Genomic DNA, 20,888 nt, shown 5'->3' on the forward strand with positions numbered 1-20,888 from the left:
CTTGGAGACACCCGACACGATGGCCGAGAACTTGGACCTGAAATCTTTTATTCGTAATGTTCCCGATTTTCCCAAACCGGGAATCATGTTTCGTGATATTACCCCGCTGTTAGCCAACGCCGAGGCCTTCGGCGAATCGATTCGTCAATTCGCCGATCATTTTCGCGACGAAAAACCGACGGCGATCTTGGCTGCTGAAGCGCGAGGCTTTATTTTTGCCGCTCCGTTAGCCCTCGAATTGGGCGCGAGTTTCGTCCCCATCCGCAAACCGGGCAAACTCCCGTTTGATACCCATGCGTTTCACTACGAATTAGAATACGGCAGTGACTCGCTGGAACTGCATACCGATGCCGTTGGCGCTGGGGACCGCGTGTTATTGGTCGATGACCTCTTGGCCACCGGTGGGACCATGCAGGCCTGTGCTGCTTTGTCAAAAAAGTGCGGCGCAGAGATCGCTGGCTTCGCCTTTTTGATTGAACTCGATTTTCTAAACGGCCGCGAAAACCTGTTGCCCCACAACGTGCTGAGTTTGATTCACTACAACGGCGAAGATTAACAGCGAATCCATAGTTCGGGAGTGGGTGCCAACTGCACAACCTAGATCACACTTTACAACATTTTTATCGGCAAATCACAAGAGACGCGTTATGCCCGCATCCGTTGAGGCGGTTGAACAATGCCAGGTCATCATGGCGCATGCCTGGATGGTCCGTACATTCATCAAGCACAGTGAAGAGGTCGAGGATTTCCCCGAACTGATGGGCATCGTCCGCGCCGTGTTCGACACGGCACGCGCGCTGGAAACCCGCACCGATGATCCCGCCGGCTATCTGAAGATGTTGCAGAAGAAAATCGGCAAACTGCGCAAAGCCGCCGCTGAGTTCACGACCAACGCACCGATCGCCTCGGGGCACACCAACTTTCAACAAGCCGTGATCTCGATGAACGCCTGCGTAACCGAGCTGGAACAAATACTAGCTGACTCTGCAGGTTAGACGTCCCAGCGCGCCAATCATCGGGTGCCACTGCTGGCTTGCCCAGCAGTGTTTACGGCCTACGACATTAATCGGCAAGCATCACGCCATAGACGTACCCTTGGCCTTGAAAACAAGAAATCCAATTTTGTTCCGTGACCTTCCCGCAGCACTGCTGGACGAGCCAGCAGTGGCACCCTAAGGAATCAGCTGGAAGCACACCTATTCTCCAGACGTGTCTTGCTTTGCCGGTTGAGGCGGGTCGCTTTGCAAATAGGCGACGATGTCCCGCACCTGTTGGGCCGTGAATCCATCCAACAACTTTTCGGGCATCAATGACACTTCTTGTTGCACCATTTCGTCGATTTCATCGCGAGCGATCACCGTACGTTGATCCTTGGCATCCACGATTGTGATCGTGGTCGGGGTCGAATCAGCGATCAAGCCCGAAACACTCCGCCCGTCGATGGTGATGACGGTATACATAAAGTACTCTTTGCGGATCATCGCGCTGGGATCCACGATGTTCATCAGCATGAACCGTGTATTCTTACGATCGAAGTCAGTCAGTTTGGGGCCGATGGCTTTGCCTTCGCCATGCAGTGTGTGGCAGACCAAACAGGTCTTCACCACCAGTTCTTTCCCCTTGAGCGGATCGCCCGCCTTGAGTTTGACCGAGACGGCGATCCCATGCACCTTGGCCGCTTTATCACCCGGGCTTTCCCCACCTACCACGCGGCCCCAATGTTTTTCGATCAATTCATTGAGCGACTCATCTTTATGAAACGCGATTTTTTGTAGCTGATCGTTGGGAACCTCTTTGGCGGGAATTTTGCCCGCATCGACCGCTTTCAACAATTCCCCAGCCCAAGCCACACGGCTGCACAACAACCCCCGCGCTTGGCTTTTCAATGCGGCCGACATAGCCGGATACCGCTGAAGGACTGTGCGTGAAATCTCCGGAGATTGAAAACGTTGCAGGGCTTGCAGCACCCCTCCGCGGACTGCCGCCGGGGTCTGATCATTCAGCAGCGCCAACAGTTGAGCTGCATCCTCTTCGCGTCCGACTTGTCCCAGGACCTGTAGCAACAACAGACGTGTTTTGACGCCGGTCGTGTTGTCGACAACTTGCCGCATCGCTTCATCGCGGGCTTTTTTGCTTCCCAGTCGAATGGCAAACCGAATCAATGTGGGATCAGGGGTCTCCTGCTCCCACAACTTGGCCAACGGCTGTTGCAGTGCTTTCGGAACCGTATCACGACGACTCCCTTGCAGGCCTTTTTCCATGCCGCGAATCAACATCGCGGTTTCTTCTGCACCTGGAGCCATTGCCAACAACCGCGCGCAACTTTCGAAGTCAGCCTCCTCACCGGCGGCAGCATAACGCTGCGCCAATCGTTCCACGATCATCTTTCGAACCAACGGTTGTTTCCACGCCTCCGGTTCGGCCAGCAAATCGAGCACCAAATCGCGGTCCACAGCCGCTTTATCCTCCACCGCCCACCACAGCAACAACGGAATGTGTGGGTCATCCAGATCGGCGTCCTGCTTGAGCATCTCCCGCACGATCGGCAACGCCTGTTCGCCCGGCAACCGTTTGGCCGTGCAGGCCAATTGGCTCCGCACGGTCGGACTGGCATCGGTCGATGCCAGACTTAACAGACGAGAATGCAGCACCGGCGAAACCTGCTTGGTGTCTCCCAACAGTCGAATTACCCAGGTGCGAATATCTTCGCTACGATGCTCCAGCAGTTTTTCCGCCAATGTGTCATTGAATCCCCCTGAGACATACAACATCCAAAACGCCCGCAGCGCCAAATCGTCATCCTCTGATTCCAGCACGATCTTCTTCAGCGGTGCAATCACTGCCGGATCGCGCCGTGCTGCGAGAATGCGTCGTGCTTCGCGGCCGTACCAATCATTTTTGTGGTGTAGCAATTCCACTAGTTCTAGGCTGGTTAACTTCGCTAGATCAAACGGCTTGACCGGTTGGGTGCCGTCGGCGACGAGTTGATAAATCCGTCCGTTCGTTTTGTCCCAGTCGTCCCGCGGATCAACATGGTTCGCCCGTTCATCGTACCAGTCGGCAATAAACACAGAGCCATCCGGCGCCACAGCACAATCGATCGGCCGAAACCATGTGTCGTTGGCCAACAACAGATCGCCGCCAAAATCATTTTTCAATGTCGAACGATCGCGCTCAATTGTGTGCCAGTAGATTGCGTTGGAAAGAACATTGGCGGCAATGTATTGATTTTGAAACCGCTCGGGAAACGAATCCGCCTGATACACCACACCACCAATCGTGACATGCCCCCCTTTGAAGTTGCTGTGTGGGACATGATTGAAGAATCCGTAGGCGTGCGGGTTTTGTAACGGGCCATGTTTGCCGAAGGATTTTACATAGTACCCTCCCTGCACCTGATGCAGCATGGCATGGTTGCCGTAATTCGTTCCGGCCAGCATGTTGCCGTGCTGATCAAAATCGGCGCCCCAGGTATTGCCCCCCCCTTCGGCGAACAATTCAAATTCCTTGGTCAGCGGATGGTACCGCCAGATTCCCTGTTGAAAGGTGATGCCGCGAATATTGGCGGTCACGGTGCTCCCCTGCGCGCCGTAAAGCCACCCATCCGGTCCCCAGGTGAGCGAATTGGCAAACGCGTGCGAGTCTTCCATACCAAACCCAGTCAGGCAGACTTCCGGATCGCCATCAGGAATGTCGTCACCATCGCGGTCGGGATAGAACAGCAGATACGGGCTTTGCAGCACGAACACACCGCCATGCCCCAATGCCAAACCGGTGGTCAGGTTCAGGTCGTTGACAAAATCCTTAAACTTGTCCGCTCGCCCATCACCGTTGGTGTCTTCGAGAATCGTAATCCGGTCCACACCGCGCGGTCCGTTGGGAGGCGGCTCGGGGAGTTTGTCATAGACCGTCCGCAAATAACGGTCGACCTTCAGCGCCTTCAAACCGGCGGGATGCGGATACTGCAGGTATTGAATGACCCACAATCGGCCTCGTTCGTCAAACGTCATCGACACCGGCTGGCGGACGTCTGGTTCGGAGGCGAATAACTTCACGGAAAACCCATCCGCGACCGTCATTCGTTTGACCGCCTCTTCCGGCGTAAACCCTTGCGCGAAAGCAGCGGCGCAGACAGCATGACACAGTACTGTGGAAACGAGGGCGCGAAACACAACGTTCATATCGGAAAGCTTCTCTCTGAGGGCAATGGAACATCAATGGTTGTTGATCTATCCATTCTCCCCACGTCCCCACCCTTTTGCAACCGCTGACCAACCTCCATCTCACTCGTTCGCGCCGCCAGCCGAGTCGCCGGTTTCTTCAGCGGGTTTGTCAGTTGCTTTCGCACGCGGTGGGCGGGGGCCGGGATATTGGAAATACGTACAAGCAATCCGCCCGTTGTACAATTTTCGCCGCCGCCCCGCTTTCTTTTCAACCAATTCCTCAAAATTCGGGTGTGAGGTCAGCACATAGATCGACCAAGTGTCGAGCGTAGCAAAAACGGTCGCCATCTGCCGATACAACGCCTCCGCCTCTTCCTGCTCCCCCATCCGTTCACCATAAGGCGGATTTGTGATCAGACAAGCATACTTGCGGGGACTGCTCGTATCGGCAAACGCTTTTTGCTGGAAGTGGATGTCGTTCTCCATCCCCACCTGTCGCGCGTGATACCGCGCCTGGCTGAGTGCCTCTTTATCAATGTCGGTGCCGATGATCTGCAGTTCCTGATCGCGCCGAGCTAGATCGTTCGCTTCTTCCCGCGCCTGTTTCCAAAGTGCCCGGTCAATGATCGGCCAACTGTCCGCTGCGAATTCCCGCTGCAGTCCCGGCGCGATGTTTTTTCCAATCAGCGCCGCTTCAATCGGAATCGTGCCCGTGCCGCAAAAGGGATCCAACAAATGCCGGTCGGCATTCCAATAACTCAGTTGGATTAATGCGGCGGATAACGTCTCGCGCAGCGGAGCGTGGCCGGTCAGTTTGCGATATCCCCGTTTGTGCAGACCGACGCCGGACGTGTCGAGCGAAATCGTGGCCCGGTCTCGCAATAGCGCCACTTCGACGGCGAACTCTGGGCCCGTTTCCTCAAACCACGCGCTGCCGTGTGACAACTTCAGTTTTTCGACAATCGCTTTTTTGACCAAACGTTGGCAATCGGGCACGCTGTGCAGCTGCGATTTGATCGATTTTCCCCGCACAGGAAACGCGCCGTCAGCGGGGATCCAATCGGCCCAGGGAATCTCTTTGGTCCGATCAAACAATTCGCCAAAGTCGGTGGTTTCAAACTCAGCCAACTTGACCAACACCCGCTCGGCACTTCGCAACCAAAGATTGCACCGGCAAATTGCCGCCGCATCTCCCCTAAAACTGATGCGGCCATCTTCGACCGTCTGGTCCGCATAGCCCAGCGATTTCAATTCGCGCGAAACGACAGCTTCCAAGCCAAAAGCTGCGGTAGCGATCAATTCCAACTGTTGAGTCATCAAATACCGTCACATCTAAAGCTAAAAAAAGGAACGTCTACTGAGGTCCCGGAAATCTCATCTGAACCGGGTAATCTCATTTGAACTGGAAGCGGCCGCTTGTCTTGGGCGGGGACGATCCCCTATGATTCTTTGCCTGCCAACTACTTTAACATTCGACGAGGAAAACCGCGAAGATGCCCAAACGTGTTCTCGATGTCGGCCAATGCGTCCCAGACCACTCCTCCATTCGCCATTTGGTGGAAAGCAATTTCGACGCCCAAGTTGTGCAAGCCCACAATCACGAGGAAGCTCTCAGCGAACTCCGCGAGGGCGAGTTCGCTTTGGTGCTCATCAATCGCAAATTGGACCGCGACTATAGCGACGGCATCGAGATTCTGAAAGCAATCAAGGCCGATGCGGCCATCGCCGACGTGCCGGTGATGCTGATCACCAACTATGCCGACCACCAAGAACTGGCCCAAGCCGCCGGCGGGGAACCCGGTTTCGGCAAAGACTCGCTCTCCACGCCGATGGCCCGCGAAATGCTCGCCCCTTACCTGGGCTGAGCGGCAGCTGTGCAATAATGCCGCGGAACTGGGTTGACACTCTTCGACAGCCTGTAGTAGATTATTCCTCTACAAACCGTCGAAGAATCACCCATTCCGGATATTGGCCCCATGCCCCCCAATTCGCAACAACTCAGCGACGCCGAAAGCGATGTCCTCAAGACGCTCTGGCGGCTCGGCCCCAGCACAGCGCGGCAGATCAATGAAGATCTGCAACAGCAAGGACAGACCTGGGCGCACACAACCGTGCTCACGCTGCTGCAACGCTTGGAAGCGAAACAGTGCGTACACATCGACAAGTCCTCCTTCGCGCACATCTTTCGCCCAGCGGTCACCCGAGACAAACTGTTGCGCGGCCGCGTTACGGATTTGATCGAGAATTTCTGTGACGGCGCCGCCAGTCCCATGCTCCAAGCGCTCGTCAAAGGACACCGCTTCTCCGACGACGAAATTGCCCAATTTCGCGACTTGTTGGACAAATTGGAGCAACGCGGAAAACGCACCCAGGACTGATGCTCCGCGTGCGTCCTCCAAAACCAATTCATTCATCTCACGGCAAGGCGGTCTGACATGATGTGGTGGCTCACACAACATTTGATTATCGCGGCAGCATTAACGGTCGTCGTCTTCGCCATCACGCGTTGGCGACGGATTCGCCCCTCCGTTGCGCATGCGCTCTGGTTGTTGGTGCTCATCAAACTCCTCGTGCCTCCGCTGGTCGTGTGGCCCTGGACGCCGTTGCCGGCAGCGGCGGTCGAAGCCCCGATTTATGAAATGCCTGCCACAACAACCGGTGTTGAAATCACATCCTTAGAAGTACCAGACAATTTTTTGGAACTGGCTCCACCACCGGTCGCCACAACAGCAGCCCCCATTTCCTTCACGACCGCGGCGCTCGCCGTGTGGCTGACGGGAGCGGTTCTCGTTGTTTGCTGGCGATCACTGCAAGGGTTTCGACTGTGGCGAATGGTTCGTTGCGGTAGTCCTGCTCCTGTTGGACTTCAGCAGGAAGCAGCGGATGCAGCTGTGCGGTCAGGAATCGCGCCGCTGCGAATACGGCTCGTGCCCGGTTTAGCTGCACCAGGTATTTGGTGTACTGTGCGACCGATTTTACTATGGCCGCGCGGCTTGGCACCGGCGCTTTCACCACAGGGTCTTCGCAGCGTATTGTTGCACGAACTAGCACATGTCCGCCGTAAGGATCACCTGACCGCTTGGTTGGTGCTGTTGGGGGAAATCATCTGGTGGTGGAACCCCTGTTTCTGGATCACCCGCCGACTACTTCATGAAAACGCTGAACTGGCCTGTGATGCATGGGTCACGACCGTACTCCCCGAATCGCGGCGCGACTATGCCGAGGCACTGCTCGCCTTCGCGTCCCCCCGATCACAATATTTCACCCCGCAGCCCGCACTCGGTCTGCATTCGACACTCAAGAAAACCTTTACCAGGAGATTGACGATGATCATGGAAGAAACCCGTCACCCCCGCCACATGTCGCGTTGGGGCATTTGCGCCATTGTTCTATTCGGCTTAGCGGTCTTACCGGCGTGGTCGCGTGGGGAGGATGAGCAAGCCAAGCCGATCGTGGAAACGCCAGTGGCAAATGAGCCATCAAGTATACCTGAGTCAGAACAGAACACTGCGTCGGAAGCGGAACCGCCGGCGATCTATATTGATCGTCATGGCGAAATCACCCCCAGCCTCATTGGGGATGATTATATTGAGTTATTGAAACAGCCTAATGCGGAAAAGCCGACACAGGCACTTCATGTTTTTGTAGATTTAGGGACGGAGAATAACGTCGTGGTGAAAGCCATAAAGGACTTGCGAGACTTAGGTTTCACGCGCGAGCAGTTGATCGTTCGGCGAATTCGTGGAGGCCAACCGCAACTAAATTCCTTCTTCACAACGCGAACCTACGCCGTTGGTCATATCGTCGTACCAAGCGACACTCGTTCCATAATGGAACGAGCGAAAGCAATAGGTCACAAAAACCCCAATATGTTTCTCAAGCAAGATGAAATCGTTAAGGGGCTGAATTCGCTGAACGAATTGATCAAGTCGACGGTTTCGCCAGATACATGGCATCGGGTAGGTGGCCCAGGATCGATTTCAGTTGATAACACAAACTTGTCACTCGTCATTCACCAGACAAATGGCGTTCACGATGAGATTGGTGAGCTGTTGGACCAGTTAAAGAGTTTGCAGTTGAAAAGTGCGGAGGCATATGTTGCCTATTTGAGGGATGTGCCGGATTCAGTAGAGATCCCCAATGAATCAGTCTCGTCGCCCCCGAAACCGCGTGTTAATTCGCAGGAACCACAGCTCATCGCAGTCTCCTATATGGTCGAAGACTTGCTATACGATTATGAGCCGGTCAGTCTCAAGGGCTTATCAATTGACGAGCACCGAAGAAGAATCAAGAAGTCGTTGACGTCCGACGACTCGAAGATTGAGCCAGAGTTCCCCACCCTTATCAAAATCATCAAGACGGTATTGGGCAGCGAGAAATGGATCGATGCGGGAGGCAGAGGTACGATGGGCGAATTCCGAACGACACTCTCCTTAGTCGTCCGCCAAACGGAACAGGAACACAAGGCATTGGCCGATTTGCTGGACGCAATGCGCAAGGCCAATCTAGGCCGCGCCATTGCCGATGGCGACAAACAAGCCATCCGCGAATTTACCGAAAACTATCAGGCAAAAAATAAATAGGCGCCAATCCAAACCCCCTCGCGGTCACGCCAGCGCATCACGTGCCGCGGCGGGTTATTCGTCTTGGAAGACCTTGGTGTTCGGCAGTGCTTCGCGCAGCAGTTTGCGGCCTTCATAGGTGACCGATGTGCCGCCGAGATAGACTTTTTCTAGGCCGGTCATTTTGGCCAGATGCTGCATCCCCGCGTCGGTCACTTGGGTGTGGGAGAGGTCCAGCTCCTCTAACGTGGTCAGGCCGCTGAGAGACTCCAACCCCTTGTCGCCAATCTGTGTCCCCCTCAGCGTCATTTGCCGGATGCGGGGGAGCTCGGACAGGTTCTTCATCCCGGCGTCGGTGATTGATGTTCCGGCCAGAATCAGCATTCGCAGATGCTTGACGTGTTTGATCGGTTCCAGACCGGCATCGTCGACGCCCATGTGCGTGAAGTCGACTTTGGCAGCTCCCCCCTTCTGCACCGAAATGAGAGCCCCGGTTTCTTGCTGGATCACCGCCAAGGCTATCTTTTCTTGCTCGGTCGGCCCGTTTTCACATCCGGCCAAACCGGCTACGCTGCTAAGTGCCACCAACGCCGCCAGAACATGGTGATTCATTTCCCACCTCGCGATCGACGTCCCTGTATGTTTCAGACTCAATCTCTGCGCAGAGATTTGACGTGGCCGGCGGAGGTTTGGAAGAACTTGCGGCGTCGCTGCTCCACTTCGGGCGTCTGATTTCTCGATTCTTCCAGGTCCCGCAGGTTCGCCGCGCAATAGCGACAACCAACCGTCCGAATATGGAAATCGATATAATCCTGTTCTTCCTGGTCCAATGCTTCCAGCAAGAAACTCCCCAATTGCCGCCGCGAGGGACAACTGAGGCGATGTCGCCGCCAAATGTCGCCGACGGAGTGAAATCCGTCATCCCGTCGCCGCAAGAGCATTGCCGCCCGTTGTCGCAGCGATTCCGAACTCCGCAGCGCCGATTCCACAATCGACATCCGCTCGACGGGCAGGGATTCCTCGAGATACCCGAGAAGATCTTCATCGGCCAAGTCAGTGGAGGGCATGGATTTACGTAACCCCGTTTCTGAGAAATCTTGATAAAATTTGCATCGTCGCTCCTTCAGGATAATCACTCACCGGCGTGCTTGCCAGTGCGTTCCAGGCTAGTTAGGATATGGAGCCGCTAGGCAGGTGTCGCAGGGGCATGCATCCTGGCACAGCATGTCGGTGCAGAAGCATCCCGGAGCAGACGTCTCTGGGTGCAATCGGGTGACATCGGCTGCAGACTGAGACACGGCCTGCTGCGTGCGCCCGGCTGCGTTCGCCAACATTCGTGTCTGTTCAGACGAATCAAATCGCACAAAATAGTATTCACTTTCAGTTTTGAGGAATAAGGTGTGTCTGCTGAATTAAAAAGTATGTCGGTCGACGAATTAAAGGTCCAAGGCCGGACAATCCGCGAGCTCATTATACGGATGACCACTGCCGCCGGCAGCGGACACCCATCCAGTAGCCTCTCCGCTGTAGAAGTGGTAACGGCACTTTTCTTCGGGGGGATCATGAAATATGACCCCAAAAAACCACATTGGGCAGGTCGCGACCGCTTTATCCTCAGTAAAGGGCACGCGGTTCCCGTGCTTTATGCGGCCATGGCCGAAGCGGGCTATTTTACGCCCGAAGAAACCATGACGCTCCGCAAACTGGGCAGTAAGTTTGAAGGGCACCCCAACATGAAGCGGATGGACGGCATCGAAGCCAGTACCGGTTCGCTCGGACAGGGGCTTTCTATCGGCATCGGACACGCGTTGGCCGGAAAAATGGACTCCGCCGATTACAAAGTGTTTGTCATGCTGGGCGATGGCGAATTGGGCGAAGGCCAAGTTTGGGAAGCAGCTGCCACAGCTCACAAATACAAACTGGGCAATCTGACCGCCATCGTCGATCAAAACGGCTATCAACAAACCGGTGCCACGAAGGATGTGCTCAACATGTCCTCAGTCGCCGACAAATTCGCCGCATTTGGCTGGCATACACAGGAAATTGAGGGGAACGACCAAGAAGCCGCCCTCAAGGCACTCCAAGCCGCCCAAGCCGTGACTGACCAGCCGACCATGATTGTTTCCCGGACCCAAAAAGGATTCGGCATTTTGCCGTTGTTAGAGCAACAGGGAGACGTCAATTACCACGGCAAGCCGTTGTCGCCGGAATTGGCCGAAAAAGCGATCGCGTTGTTGGAACAATCGTAGCGGCGACTGACGAATTTCCGATTCACACAACAAATATCCCATAGATTTTTCAAAAGAGCAGTTTCATGTATTTTGGCGAGGCCAGCGGATACAAGTTGGGGCAAGCACCCCGTGACGCCTTCGGTGACGCACTCGTGGCGTTGGGCGCTGAGAATAAAGACGTGGTCACAGTCGACGGTGACGTGGGGAACTCCACGCGGACCGAACCGTTTGCTCTGGCCCATCCAGACCGAGCATTTAATGTCGGGATTGCCGAAAGCAATATGGTCAGTGTGGCGGGAGGCTTAGCCGCCTGCGGTAAAATTCCGGTCGTGGCCAGCTTTGCCTGTTTTCTGCTGAGCAACGCCCACGATCAAATGCGGATGTCGGTTGCGTTTCCCGGCCTGAACGTCAAGTTCGTCGGCACGCACGCGGGGATTTCCATCGGCGAAGATGGCCCGTCCCAAATGGGCATTGAGGACGTCGCTTTGGCCTGTACATTGGCGGGAGTCAAAGTGATTGTGCCGGCCGACGGCCCTTCCAGCAAAGCCGCCACCGCCGCCACATTGGCCGACAACGGTCCCACCTATTTGCGATTGGGACGCGGAAAAGTCGCGGAAGTTTATCCCGATGGCTGCGATTTCACGATCGGCAAAGCCAATCAGCTCCGGGACGGCAAAGACGTGACGATCATCGCCAATGGCCTGATGGTCGGTGCTGCTTTGGATGCCGCCCAGGAATTGGAAGCGGCCGGCATCTCCGCCCGCGTGCTAGATATGCATACCGTTAAACCGATCGACGAAGAAGCGATTGCCAAAGCTGCCCGCGAAACGGGCCGCATCGTGGTCGCCGAAGAACATCTGTCACACGGAGGCCTGGGATCAGCTGTGGCGATGGCTGCCTCAACCTCACATCCCGTGCCGATCGCCTACGTCAACGTGGGTGACCGTTACGCAGAAAGCGGCGACCCCATGGGACTGTTGCAGAAATACGGTCTGACTCCGCAGGCCATTGTTGAAGCAGCCAAATCTCTAAAATAGGTGCACCCGGCATAGTCCCAAGCGAAAATCGCTGAGACTGCCACAAGTCGGATGCAAACGATTGAAATGGGTTGTGAAGATTTGCGGTGACCACTAAAGTCACCGCAAACTGTTGTATCACCGATTGGATTCCGCCCGTTTCTGGCGTACGGAAACACGTGTGGGTCCCGCGCCCGATGGTTGGGAAAATCGCATTGATCGAATACCGGCCTTTTCGGAATTCCGATCCGCCTCGGCTCGTCAAGCTGTGGAATGCGTGCGAGATGGGTCGCGGAGCAGTCCACGGCATCACCTGCGACATTCTGGACGCCCTGGTCTTCGCTGAGCCGTACTGGGACAGCCAGGGGCTTATTGTGGCGATTGCCGAGGGCGAGGTCGTGGGATTCGTCCACGCCGGATTTGGCCCCAACGAATCCGAATCCGCACTCGACTTCACCACCGGCGTCATCAGCATGGTGATGGTCCATCCTAAATATTACCGGCAGGGAATTGGCCGGGAACTGGTCCGCCGGGCGGAGGAGTATCTGCGGACCAAGGGAGCGGAGCGTTTTCAAGCAGGCGAATCCCCCGAGCGAAATCCGTTTTACCTCGGATTGTACGGCGGCAGCAATTCCCCTGGTTTTCTAGAGTCCGACCCCGCTGCCGATCCCTTTCTGAAAAAGCTGGGATACGAGCCGAAACGTCGAATTTTGGTATTCCACAAAGATATTCGCGAGAAAAACGATCCGTTCGATGTCCGCATGGTCGCCATTCGCCGAGCGATGGAACTGATCGTGACCGACCAGCCGGCCCATGCGACCTGGTGGTGGATGACCCGGCAAGGACGCTTCGATTCCATCCGTTTCATTTTGCGGCCCAAACAAGGGGGCGCCCCCGTTGCGGAACTCTCCTGCTGGGGACTCGACCTGTTTGCGATGACTTGGCAGGAACGGGCCGTCGGTTTCACGCATTTGATCGTCTCCGACAACGAGCGCAAAAAAGGTTACGGCAAAACCGTCGTCGTCGAAGCCATTCGCCGCTTGCGGGAAGAAATGGTGACCAAAGTCGAATTGCAGGTTGAAGACGATAATCAAGTCATCATCTCGCTGGTGGAATCGAACAAATTCCAACAGGCCGATGTCGGCATCATCTACGAAAAGGCCTAGACGGCTGGCTTGACCGACTGCTGTCGCTACAGCAGTTCTTTGGGCCGCTGGACCGTCACCAACCGCCCTCCTCCTTCGATGCTGATGTCCCGCCACGACTCCACCGGCAATTCCACATGGGCGATCGCCGCGGTTGGCAAACGCTCATACTGTCCGGTTAGTTGCTCAAGAAAATCCTCCACACCAGGATTGTGCCCCACCAACATGACACACACGGCCTCGGTCTCGGTGTTCCGCAATAACTCGACCCAACTCTCCGGATCTCCGAAATAAAGTTCGCGATTCAATTCAAGCCGTTCAGCGACACCGCAGCGATTCGCTATTTCCTCAGCCGTCTTGCGTGCACGTTTCGCCGTAGAGCTAACAATCCGGTCAGGAATCCTCCCGTACTCGAACAACCACTGCGCCATTCGGGGAGCATCTCGCTTTCCTCGACGATTCAAAGGACGATCGTGGTCCGATAATTCCGGCGCATCCCAGCTCGACTTGGCGTGCCGCACAATAAATAGATCCTTCATCGCAATCTTCGATCCTCTGCGGTACGCCTGTGCTCATCGGTCAATTTGGATACAATCGCCCAGGTGTCCTGCCTAACTTTGAGATGCCCTCTTACAAGTAGTTCCAAAACCCTCTGACGCGTCACGTAATCTCTTGTATTATAGATTCCTGAACAGGCGCAACCGGGTTTTGAAACTGGTTCTAGGACATGCTACCTGCCTTCCGTATCTTACCGCGAGGTTCTTCGTCATATGAAGCGCAACGTCACAATTTTCGCCAGCTGCGGAATTATCGTCTTCCTCACGTCAGCCGCTCTCCGTGCCGAAAATTGGCCGCAATTTCGCGGGCCAACGCGACAGGGGATCTCGAGCGAAGTGGGACTCCCCGTCGAATGGGATGCAGAGACGGGCGAAAATATCGCCTGGAAACAAACGGTTCCCGGCAAGGGGTGGTCCTCACCGGTGGTCGTCAACGGACGGATTTATCTCACCACAGCTGTGGCTGATAGCGACGGGGACAATCCGGACCATTCACTGCGCGTCCTTTGTCTCGATGCGAAATCGGGCAAAGAGCTTTTTAACGTCGAGGCGTTTCAGCGACGCGCCGACGACGCCAACCGGATTCACCCTAAAAACAGCCATGCCAGTCCCACCCCGATCGTGGATGCGGGACAGGTCTTTGTGCACTTCGGCACACACGGGACCGCTTGTCTGAATTTAGACGGCACCTTTGTCTGGAAGAACACTGAATTGGTCTACGAGCCGCAACATGGGAGCGGCGGCTCGCCGGCGCTAGTTGACGATGTGCTGGTGATTAGTTGCGATGGCCGAGACAAGCAGTATATCGCCTGCTTGGACCGCAATGATGGTGAGATTCGCTGGAAGGTGAATCGCGACACCTTTGATGCAGACAAGAAATTCGCATTTCATACCCCCTTGGCCATTGATGTAAACGGCCGCAAGCAGGTCGTTTCCACGGGAGCCAATTCTGTGAGTGGCTTTGACGTGCAGACAGGCGAGGCAATCTGGACTGTACGGCACGACGGCTATTCGGTCGTGCCACGGCCCGTCTTTGCGCACGGTTTGGTGTTTATTTGCACGAGCTTTCAGCGTTCTTCGCTATTAGCGATTCGCCCCGATGGGCAGGGCGACGTGACCGAGACGCATGTCGCTTGGAAGTCGAATGATACGGTTTCGCATAGCCCTTCGCCGATTATTGTGGGCGATAATCTCTATATGGTCTCCGACCGGGGCGTGGCCTCCTGTCGCGATGCCCGTAGCGGTGACCTGCACTGGAAAAAGCGGGTCAATGGCAGCTATTCCGCCTCACCCATCTTCGCCGACGGCCACCTGTACTTCCAAAGCGAACAGGGAGAAGGCGTGGTCATCAAGCCAGGGGAGACATTTGAGGTCGTGGCTCGCAATTCCATCGGCGAGCCAACCTTAGCCTCATATGCGGTGAGCGAGGGAGCGCTGTTTGTCCGTTCCGAAAACCAGCTTTACCGGATCCAACAGGACGAACGTCGATAAACCGCTGCGATGAAAAATTGCGGGCAAGAATGCAAAAAAGACCTCAATGCGGGGTAGATACCGCGTTGAGGTCTTTTTAATGCGTTTCGGAGAAGCGTTATTCTTCTTCGTTCAAGCTGTCTTCTTTGTCTTCGAAATCAAATTCGGAGAAGTCCAAATTCAGCGGCTCTTCTTCCTGCAAAGCACTCCCTTTGAGTTCTGGCTCGCGCGGTCCGTGCTCGTCGCAGTCTTCATCGTGCCACAGCGGCAAACCCAGATCGTAACGTGCGGACAACATCAGGACTTTTTCTTCAGAGCCGGGTTTGGCCGGTGTTGAAGTGATGGGGTCGAGGCCAATCGCCTCTAAATCATCAAATTCGACTGAGTCTTCCGACGCAATCGTTTGCTCACTGACGTCACTGCCGAACGAAAATCCGGGTTCGAGATCAACTACGAACATCTGTTCCATTACTGACACTCCAACAAATCTGGCAATTGGATAAAAAATAGGGGCAACCGCTTTGTGCTGCTTTTTGAAATTACAGCACTTGAGCAACGTCAAAACCTAACTGTCGCCGACTCAACGTGGCGACGTCTAAGTCAAAGGCACCTGCCTGAACCCTGCTACGCATTCCGTAGTCTCATCCCGGAAGAAGTCGTGGGCATCCAACACGTTTAACATCTAGTGGCGTCGGATTGACTCCCGAGGGATGTACTGTTCTCTCGGAGTAAGCAAAGGGGGGATCTCAAGGTAGGGGGGCCGTCTCAGATCACTTGTGCCATTCTTCGGCCTTTTGGCCCAATTGTCAACGACATTTTTGTTTTTTTAACGATTCACATAAAAAAAACACCTTCTTCACACTAGCGCGCCCTGCTGCGACAGTCAACAGCAACCATCATCCCGATTAGGTAAGCCAAGTCTCCAACGATTTTCCGAAATCTGGCAATGCCATTCCCAGTTCTAGGAACCAATCAATCACACATCATTCGGCCGCGTCACCGCATAGCGTTTCAATTTGCGATCCAACGTCGATCGTTCAATCCCCAGGATTTGGGCTGCCTTGGACTTGTTCCACTTGGTCTCTTCCAACGTGGCCAGAATATGCTCTTGCTCCAATTTTTCGATAGAAATTTCCCGGTAATTCGCTGCCACTTCCGTTTCGGGAGGCAACTCTTCGTCAATTCCTAACCCGGAGAGGTGAATATCATGGTCGGCGATAAATTCACCGGTGGAGAAGATGACGGCCCGTTCTACCGTATTTTGCAATTCCCTCACATTTCCAGGCCAATCATAACCGGCCAGTTTTGCCAAAGCCTGCGGCGTAAACCCGCGCGCCGGCCGCCCCGTGCTTTTGACAAACCTTTCTAAAAAGTGATTGGCAAGTTCAGGGATGTCCGAGGGATGGTCCCGCAAAGGTTCGACAATAATCTCAACCACGTGCAGGCGAAAATACAGGTCGCGGCGGAAGCTGCCTTCTTTGACCGCCAACTCGAGATCGCGGTTCGTGGCCGCCACGATCCGCACATCGACATTCACAGGCGTCCCGCCCCCCACACGCTCGAAGGGATGGCCCTCTAACACCCGCAAAAATTTTGCCTGAATCGCCTGACTCATCTCGCCAACCTCATCAAGCATTAACGTCCCTTTGTCCGCCTGCTCAAATTTGCCGACCTTCCGCCCAGTCGCTCCGGTAAACGACCCCCGCTCGTGACCAAACAGTTCGCTTTCCAGCAAGCTTTCGCTCAAAGCAGCACAGTTCATGCACACAAACGGCCCATTCCGGCGTTCGCTGCTGAAATGGATCGCGCGAGCCACCAATTCCTTGCCCACCCCGCTTTCACCGCGAATCAAAGCCGTGGTGTCGGTCGGCGCAATCCGGGCGATCTTTAGACTCAAGCGATGCATGGCGGGACTTTGCCCCACCAATTCGCTTTGAATCGCCAATTGCTCCCGCAGATGCTTGTTCTCGTCGCGAACCTTCTCTAGGCCCTCAGCCAGTGACTCTTGCCTGCGGAGGTTTTCCATGGCCACAGCGAATTGATCCGCGACCGCCAAGGTAAACTCCAAGTCGTCGGGATCGAGCGGATCTTTCGCGTTCGTCGTATAAAGATGCACCAATCCGTACACCACCTGCCCCAGGCAAATCGGTGCGCAGATGACACTTTGGGCATGAATTTGCCCCAAACTGTCACGATTGATCAACCGGCTATCGTCGGCCACATCACGCGCCAAAATCGCCTCGCGCTCGCGCAACACGATTCCCGACAGATAATCGGAAATGGTTTGATAGGGCCGGTCATTTTGTGTTTGATAGGCGACGACATTCAAAGATCCTGGAGAATTCGCCGGATCTGTCCCTTCGGGCAGCAGCAGAATGGCGCCGACGTCGGCCCGGGAACTTTCGAAAAGTCCGCTGAGCACCACTTCCGCCAAGCGGCGATAGTCTTTTGCCGACCCCATTTCCAACGCCAACCGATACAACTGCGCCAAGACTTGACTGGTGCGGTCGACGGCAATCGGGTCACGGTCCGTGGTGATCCGGAATCGCGTGCGGCGGCGACGATGGATGATCGCCGGCTCGGTCATGGGTGGAGGATGATCCAGCACATCCTCGAAGGCCGTTCCAGTATCGTCCTCGACTCCGGAACCCTCTTCGTCCAAAATCGGAAACGCGCGGGACAGGTCGTCGGTAAATGCTAATTTGCAGGCACCGATCTCGATCAGCTGCCCCGGTTCTAACGGGCAATCCCCGGTGACGGCTGTTCCTTCCACGTAGGTGCCGTTTCGGCTTCCCAGGTCGCGCAAAACCCACGCGCCTTCGCTGTGGTAAAGTTCACAATGGTTGCGGCTGCAGACCTCGTCCTGCAATGCGATTCGATTCGTGGCAGCCCGTCCCACAGTGATGACCTGACCGGGCATCAAGCGGTAGATGTCGCGCCACTTGTTGTCTTCGCGGACAACCAAGTAAGCTATCATAGTCACATTTTCACTATACGAGGTGACGCTGCGCAATTGGTGATTTGCGTAGCGATACTAAAGCGGCCCGCAGCCCTCGCTGGGTCGGTACTTTTCCGCGTCGAAATGGCAGTTCTCGGTCGGCGCGGTCTCAGCGGCCTCCATTCAATTCATCCGCCGCTGTAAAAACAGCCCGCGCGATTGGTGTGATCACACTCTCTAGGATACTCAACACGATTCATTACCCGCAAGTGCCATGGAGGTCAAATCAGTCGACACACTGTTTACCCGTTCACCCCAAGGAGGCGACACCTGGGTGATTGGGACGAAGCAAGCCACTCAACGCCTTGAGTTCAACGGCTTTTAGTACTCATTCGCTGCTTCGTCTTCGCCGTCGAAGGCGTCAAACGTCGACTCTGCGACTTGGCGTATCCGCCGTTCGGCAACCTCTTCTCCCAGTCGTGCGGCGGCTTCGTCGGGGGTCATTGAGCCTAAATCCCCGTCGATTCGGCAACGTAGTGCAACGGTGTTGTTTTCCGCCTCTTTTTCGCCAACGACCAACATATAAGGAATCAGGTCCAATTGTGCGTCGCGAATCTTGTGGCCGATTTTTTCGCTGCGAGTGTCGGTTTTGATGCGGAACCCGGCGGCGGTGAATTTTTTCTCCACTTCTCGGGCGTAGTCCAAAAACCGGTCGCTGATCGGCAACACGCGGATCTGTTCCGGTGCCAACCAGAGTGGAAATGCGCCGGCGAAATGCTCGATCAACATCCCCACGAACCGCTCCATCGATCCAAACGGAGCACGGTGAATCATCACCGGACGATGCGGGCGATTGTCAGCACCGATGTACTCCAACTCGAACCGCTCCGGCAGATTGTAATCGAGTTGCACTGTTCCCAATTGCCATTCGCGACCGATGCAATCGCGGACCATAAAGTCCGCCTTTGGCCCGTAAAACGCCGCTTCCCCTTCTTGTTCTGAGAACGGCAGCCCCGCCTCTTGTAACACCTTACGGAGACTCGCCTCAGCACGTTGCCAATTCTCGTCGCTGCCGACGTACTTATCGCTGTTCGGATCGCGAAGCGAAAGTTGCACGCGATAATTCTCCAGACCGACGCTCCCCAAGACGTATTTCACCAAATCCAAGGTATTGCGGAATTCTTCTTCGACCTGTTCGGGAGTACAGAATTGATGCGCATCGTCCTGGGTCAAACCTCGCACGCGCAACATGCCGTTCAGTTCGCCTGATTGTTCATGACGGTACACAGTCCCAAATTCCGCCAACCGTACGGGCAGATCGCGATAGCTCCGCGGCTGCGCTTTGTAGATTTGCACGTGGTGCGGACAGTTCATCGGTTTGAGCAAATACCGCTCTTGCTGATGCTGCCAGTCTTGCAGAGTCTGCAGACGATCATCGACCGGATACTTGGGATCATAATCATCCAGCTCACACCCCAATCGCCGGGCGGTTTCGATAAACTGAGCTTCGTCTTCAGCGGTCAGCGATTCATCCTTCAGGCGTTCGGTCCAGACATCGACCAGTTGTCCGGCATCGTGCCCAAACATCGGCGGGAATTGCGATTCACGATAATACGGGAAGTGCCCGCTAGTTTCGTACATTTCCACACGGCCAATGTGGGGGGAATAAACCGGTTCGTACCCCAATTTGACCAGCTCGGCTTTAATGAAGTCCTCCAACAGTGCGCGAATGGTCGCCCCCTTAGGCATCCACAGACATAGCCCCTGGCCAACGGCATTGGAGATGGTAAACAGCCCCAATTTCTTGCCCAACACGCGGTGATCGCGGCGTTTGGCCTCTTCCATTTGCGCCAAATAGGCCTTGAGTTCCTTTTTATTGAACCAAGCGGTGCCATACAGCCGTTGCAACTGTTTATTGCCGGCGTCCCCTTTCCAGTAACTCCCAGCGACGGACATCAGTTTGAAGGCTTTGATTTTGCCCGCATGTGGAATGTGCGGACCGCGGCACAAGTCGACAAATTCCCCTTGCCGATAGAACCCCAATTCCGAATGCTCAGCCAATCCGGTCTGGATGTGTTCCACCTTGAGTGCTTGATGTAGCCCATCACAAAACTCGACCGCTTCATCTCGGGGAAGCGAAAACTGCTCAAACGGCTCAGCTTCCTTGATAATGGCCTTCATTTCTTCTTCGATGCGCGGGAAATCATCCTCGCTGATTTTGTGTTCCAGATCGAAGTCGTAATAAAAACCATTCGATAAGGTCGGACCAAAAGCCAACGAAACACCGGGATACAACCGCATCACCGCCCGCGCCATCACATGGGCCGCCGAATGCCGCATCACGGCCAGAGCTTCGGCGTCTCGATCGGTTAATAGCCGGAGATTGACGGTTCCCTCTTCGGGAAGTGCCCGGTTGAGGTCGACGATTGTGCCGTTCACCTCGGCAGCAATACAGGCTCCGGCCAAACGTTCACCGATACTAGCGGCGACATCGTAGGCGGAACTCCCGGCGGGATACTCTTTTTTCGATCCATCAGGAAGTTGGACTTCGATCATGACTTTTTTGATTTCTTCAACAGATTTCGCCCGCGGCTCCACCGAAACAAAGGGTGAATCAGACCGCATGAGGGCGTCGGAACACGCCTAATATAGGCGAATCCCCCAAGCGGTCAACTGGCCGATTGGGGTGCAAATCCCCTGTGAATCACGGGCGGAGAGAAGAATCCAGCACAGTTTTTTCACTCCCCCCTGCCCCACAGCCCCTGCCTTGTATTAGATGCACAATCGCGCCGCTGGGTTCGCCAAG

At 55.2% G+C, this 20,888-nt stretch carries 17 protein-coding genes; 9 read left to right on the forward strand and 8 right to left on the reverse strand.

Annotated features, from left to right (window positions below; genetic code table 11):
* The first annotated feature begins 19 nt into the window (after nt 1-19).
* The gene (locus Mal52_RS17810; protein WP_145377671.1) at nt 20-556 is read left to right on the forward strand and encodes an adenine phosphoribosyltransferase; all 537 of its coding nucleotides are present in this window, start codon (nt 20-22) and stop codon (nt 554-556) included.
* 91 nt (nt 557-647) lie between these two features.
* Nucleotides 648-995, forward strand: coding sequence for an amidohydrolase (locus Mal52_RS17815; protein ID WP_145377672.1), 348 nt, complete (start codon nt 648-650; stop codon nt 993-995).
* Nucleotides 996-1,196: 201 nt separating this feature from the next.
* Here the strand turns inward: Mal52_RS17815 and Mal52_RS17820 are convergent, their stop codons facing one another.
* Nucleotides 1,197-4,181, reverse strand: coding sequence for a PVC-type heme-binding CxxCH protein (locus Mal52_RS17820; protein WP_145377673.1), 2,985 nt, complete (start codon nt 4,179-4,181; stop codon nt 1,197-1,199).
* A gap of 102 nt (nt 4,182-4,283) precedes the next feature.
* On the reverse strand, nt 4,284-5,480 hold the full coding sequence (locus tag Mal52_RS17825; protein ID WP_145377674.1) for a THUMP domain-containing class I SAM-dependent RNA methyltransferase: 1,197 nt from the start codon (nt 5,478-5,480) through the stop codon (nt 4,284-4,286).
* 176 nt (nt 5,481-5,656) lie between these two features.
* Here Mal52_RS17825 and Mal52_RS17830 point away from each other — a divergent pair, with 176 nt between their 5' ends.
* The 3 genes from Mal52_RS17830 to Mal52_RS17840 all read left to right on the forward strand — a co-directional run bounded on the left by Mal52_RS17830 (nt 5,657) and on the right by Mal52_RS17840 (nt 8,746).
* Nucleotides 5,657-6,028, forward strand: a complete 372-nt coding sequence (locus Mal52_RS17830) for a response regulator (protein WP_145377675.1) — start codon at nt 5,657-5,659, stop codon at nt 6,026-6,028.
* 111 nt (nt 6,029-6,139) lie between these two features.
* Nucleotides 6,140-6,541 carry a BlaI/MecI/CopY family transcriptional regulator gene (locus Mal52_RS17835; protein WP_145377676.1) on the forward strand — a complete coding sequence of 134 codons (402 nt, stop codon included), beginning with the start codon at nt 6,140-6,142 and terminating at the stop codon, nt 6,539-6,541.
* Nucleotides 6,542-6,601: 60 nt separating this feature from the next.
* A complete protein-coding gene (locus tag Mal52_RS17840; RefSeq protein WP_231962717.1) occupies nt 6,602-8,746 on the forward strand; it encodes a M56 family metallopeptidase in 2,145 nt (714 codons plus the stop codon).
* Between the two features lie 54 nt (nt 8,747-8,800).
* Here Mal52_RS17840 and Mal52_RS17845 read toward each other — a convergent pair whose 3' ends face one another.
* Both Mal52_RS17845 and Mal52_RS17850 read right to left on the reverse strand, forming a co-directional pair.
* Nucleotides 8,801-9,337, reverse strand: coding sequence for a leucine-rich repeat domain-containing protein (locus Mal52_RS17845; RefSeq protein WP_145377678.1), 537 nt, complete (start codon nt 9,335-9,337; stop codon nt 8,801-8,803).
* Between the two features lie 38 nt (nt 9,338-9,375).
* Entirely contained in the window at nt 9,376-9,792 is a 417-nt protein-coding gene (locus Mal52_RS17850; RefSeq protein ID WP_145377679.1) for a hypothetical protein, read from the reverse strand.
* Nucleotides 9,793-10,125: 333 nt separating this feature from the next.
* Here Mal52_RS17850 and Mal52_RS17855 point away from each other — a divergent pair, with 333 nt between their 5' ends.
* The 3 genes from Mal52_RS17855 (at nt 10,126) to Mal52_RS17865 (ending at nt 13,138) form a co-directional block, all read left to right on the forward strand.
* On the forward strand, nt 10,126-10,974 hold the full coding sequence (locus Mal52_RS17855; RefSeq protein ID WP_231962384.1) for a transketolase: 849 nt from the start codon (nt 10,126-10,128) through the stop codon (nt 10,972-10,974).
* A gap of 65 nt (nt 10,975-11,039) precedes the next feature.
* Complete coding sequence (locus Mal52_RS17860; protein ID WP_145377680.1) at nt 11,040-11,993, forward strand: transketolase family protein; 954 nt, start codon at nt 11,040-11,042, stop codon at nt 11,991-11,993.
* Nucleotides 11,994-12,256: 263 nt separating this feature from the next.
* Nucleotides 12,257-13,138, forward strand: a complete 882-nt coding sequence (locus Mal52_RS17865) for a GNAT family N-acetyltransferase (RefSeq protein WP_197534295.1) — start codon at nt 12,257-12,259, stop codon at nt 13,136-13,138.
* A gap of 26 nt (nt 13,139-13,164) precedes the next feature.
* Here the strand turns inward: Mal52_RS17865 and Mal52_RS17870 are convergent, their stop codons facing one another.
* Nucleotides 13,165-13,656, reverse strand: a complete 492-nt coding sequence (locus Mal52_RS17870) for a SixA phosphatase family protein (protein ID WP_145377682.1) — start codon at nt 13,654-13,656, stop codon at nt 13,165-13,167.
* Nucleotides 13,657-13,887: 231 nt separating this feature from the next.
* Between Mal52_RS17870 and Mal52_RS17875 the strand changes: the two genes are divergently transcribed.
* On the forward strand, nt 13,888-15,165 hold the full coding sequence (locus Mal52_RS17875) for a PQQ-binding-like beta-propeller repeat protein (protein ID WP_145377683.1): 1,278 nt from the start codon (nt 13,888-13,890) through the stop codon (nt 15,163-15,165).
* 97 nt (nt 15,166-15,262) lie between these two features.
* Here the strand turns inward: Mal52_RS17875 and Mal52_RS17880 are convergent, their stop codons facing one another.
* The 3 genes from Mal52_RS17880 to thrS form a co-directional block, all read right to left on the reverse strand.
* Nucleotides 15,263-15,706: a hypothetical protein gene (locus Mal52_RS17880; protein WP_145377684.1), complete on the reverse strand. Its 444-nt coding sequence runs from the start codon at nt 15,704-15,706 to the stop codon at nt 15,263-15,265.
* A 414-nt stretch (nt 15,707-16,120) separates the two neighbouring features.
* The gene (locus tag Mal52_RS17885; protein WP_145377685.1) at nt 16,121-18,121 is read right to left on the reverse strand and encodes a sigma 54-interacting transcriptional regulator; all 2,001 of its coding nucleotides are present in this window, start codon (nt 18,119-18,121) and stop codon (nt 16,121-16,123) included.
* A gap of 342 nt (nt 18,122-18,463) precedes the next feature.
* Nucleotides 18,464-20,707 (reverse strand): threonine--tRNA ligase, encoded by a 2,244-nt coding sequence (gene thrS / locus Mal52_RS17890; protein ID WP_231962385.1) that lies wholly within the window; start codon nt 20,705-20,707, stop codon nt 18,464-18,466.
* Nucleotides 20,708-20,888 lie beyond the last annotated feature (181 nt).

This window comes from Symmachiella dynata (genome assembly GCF_007747995.1).
GTDB classification, from domain to species: Bacteria; Planctomycetota; Planctomycetia; order Planctomycetales; family Planctomycetaceae; genus Symmachiella; species Symmachiella dynata.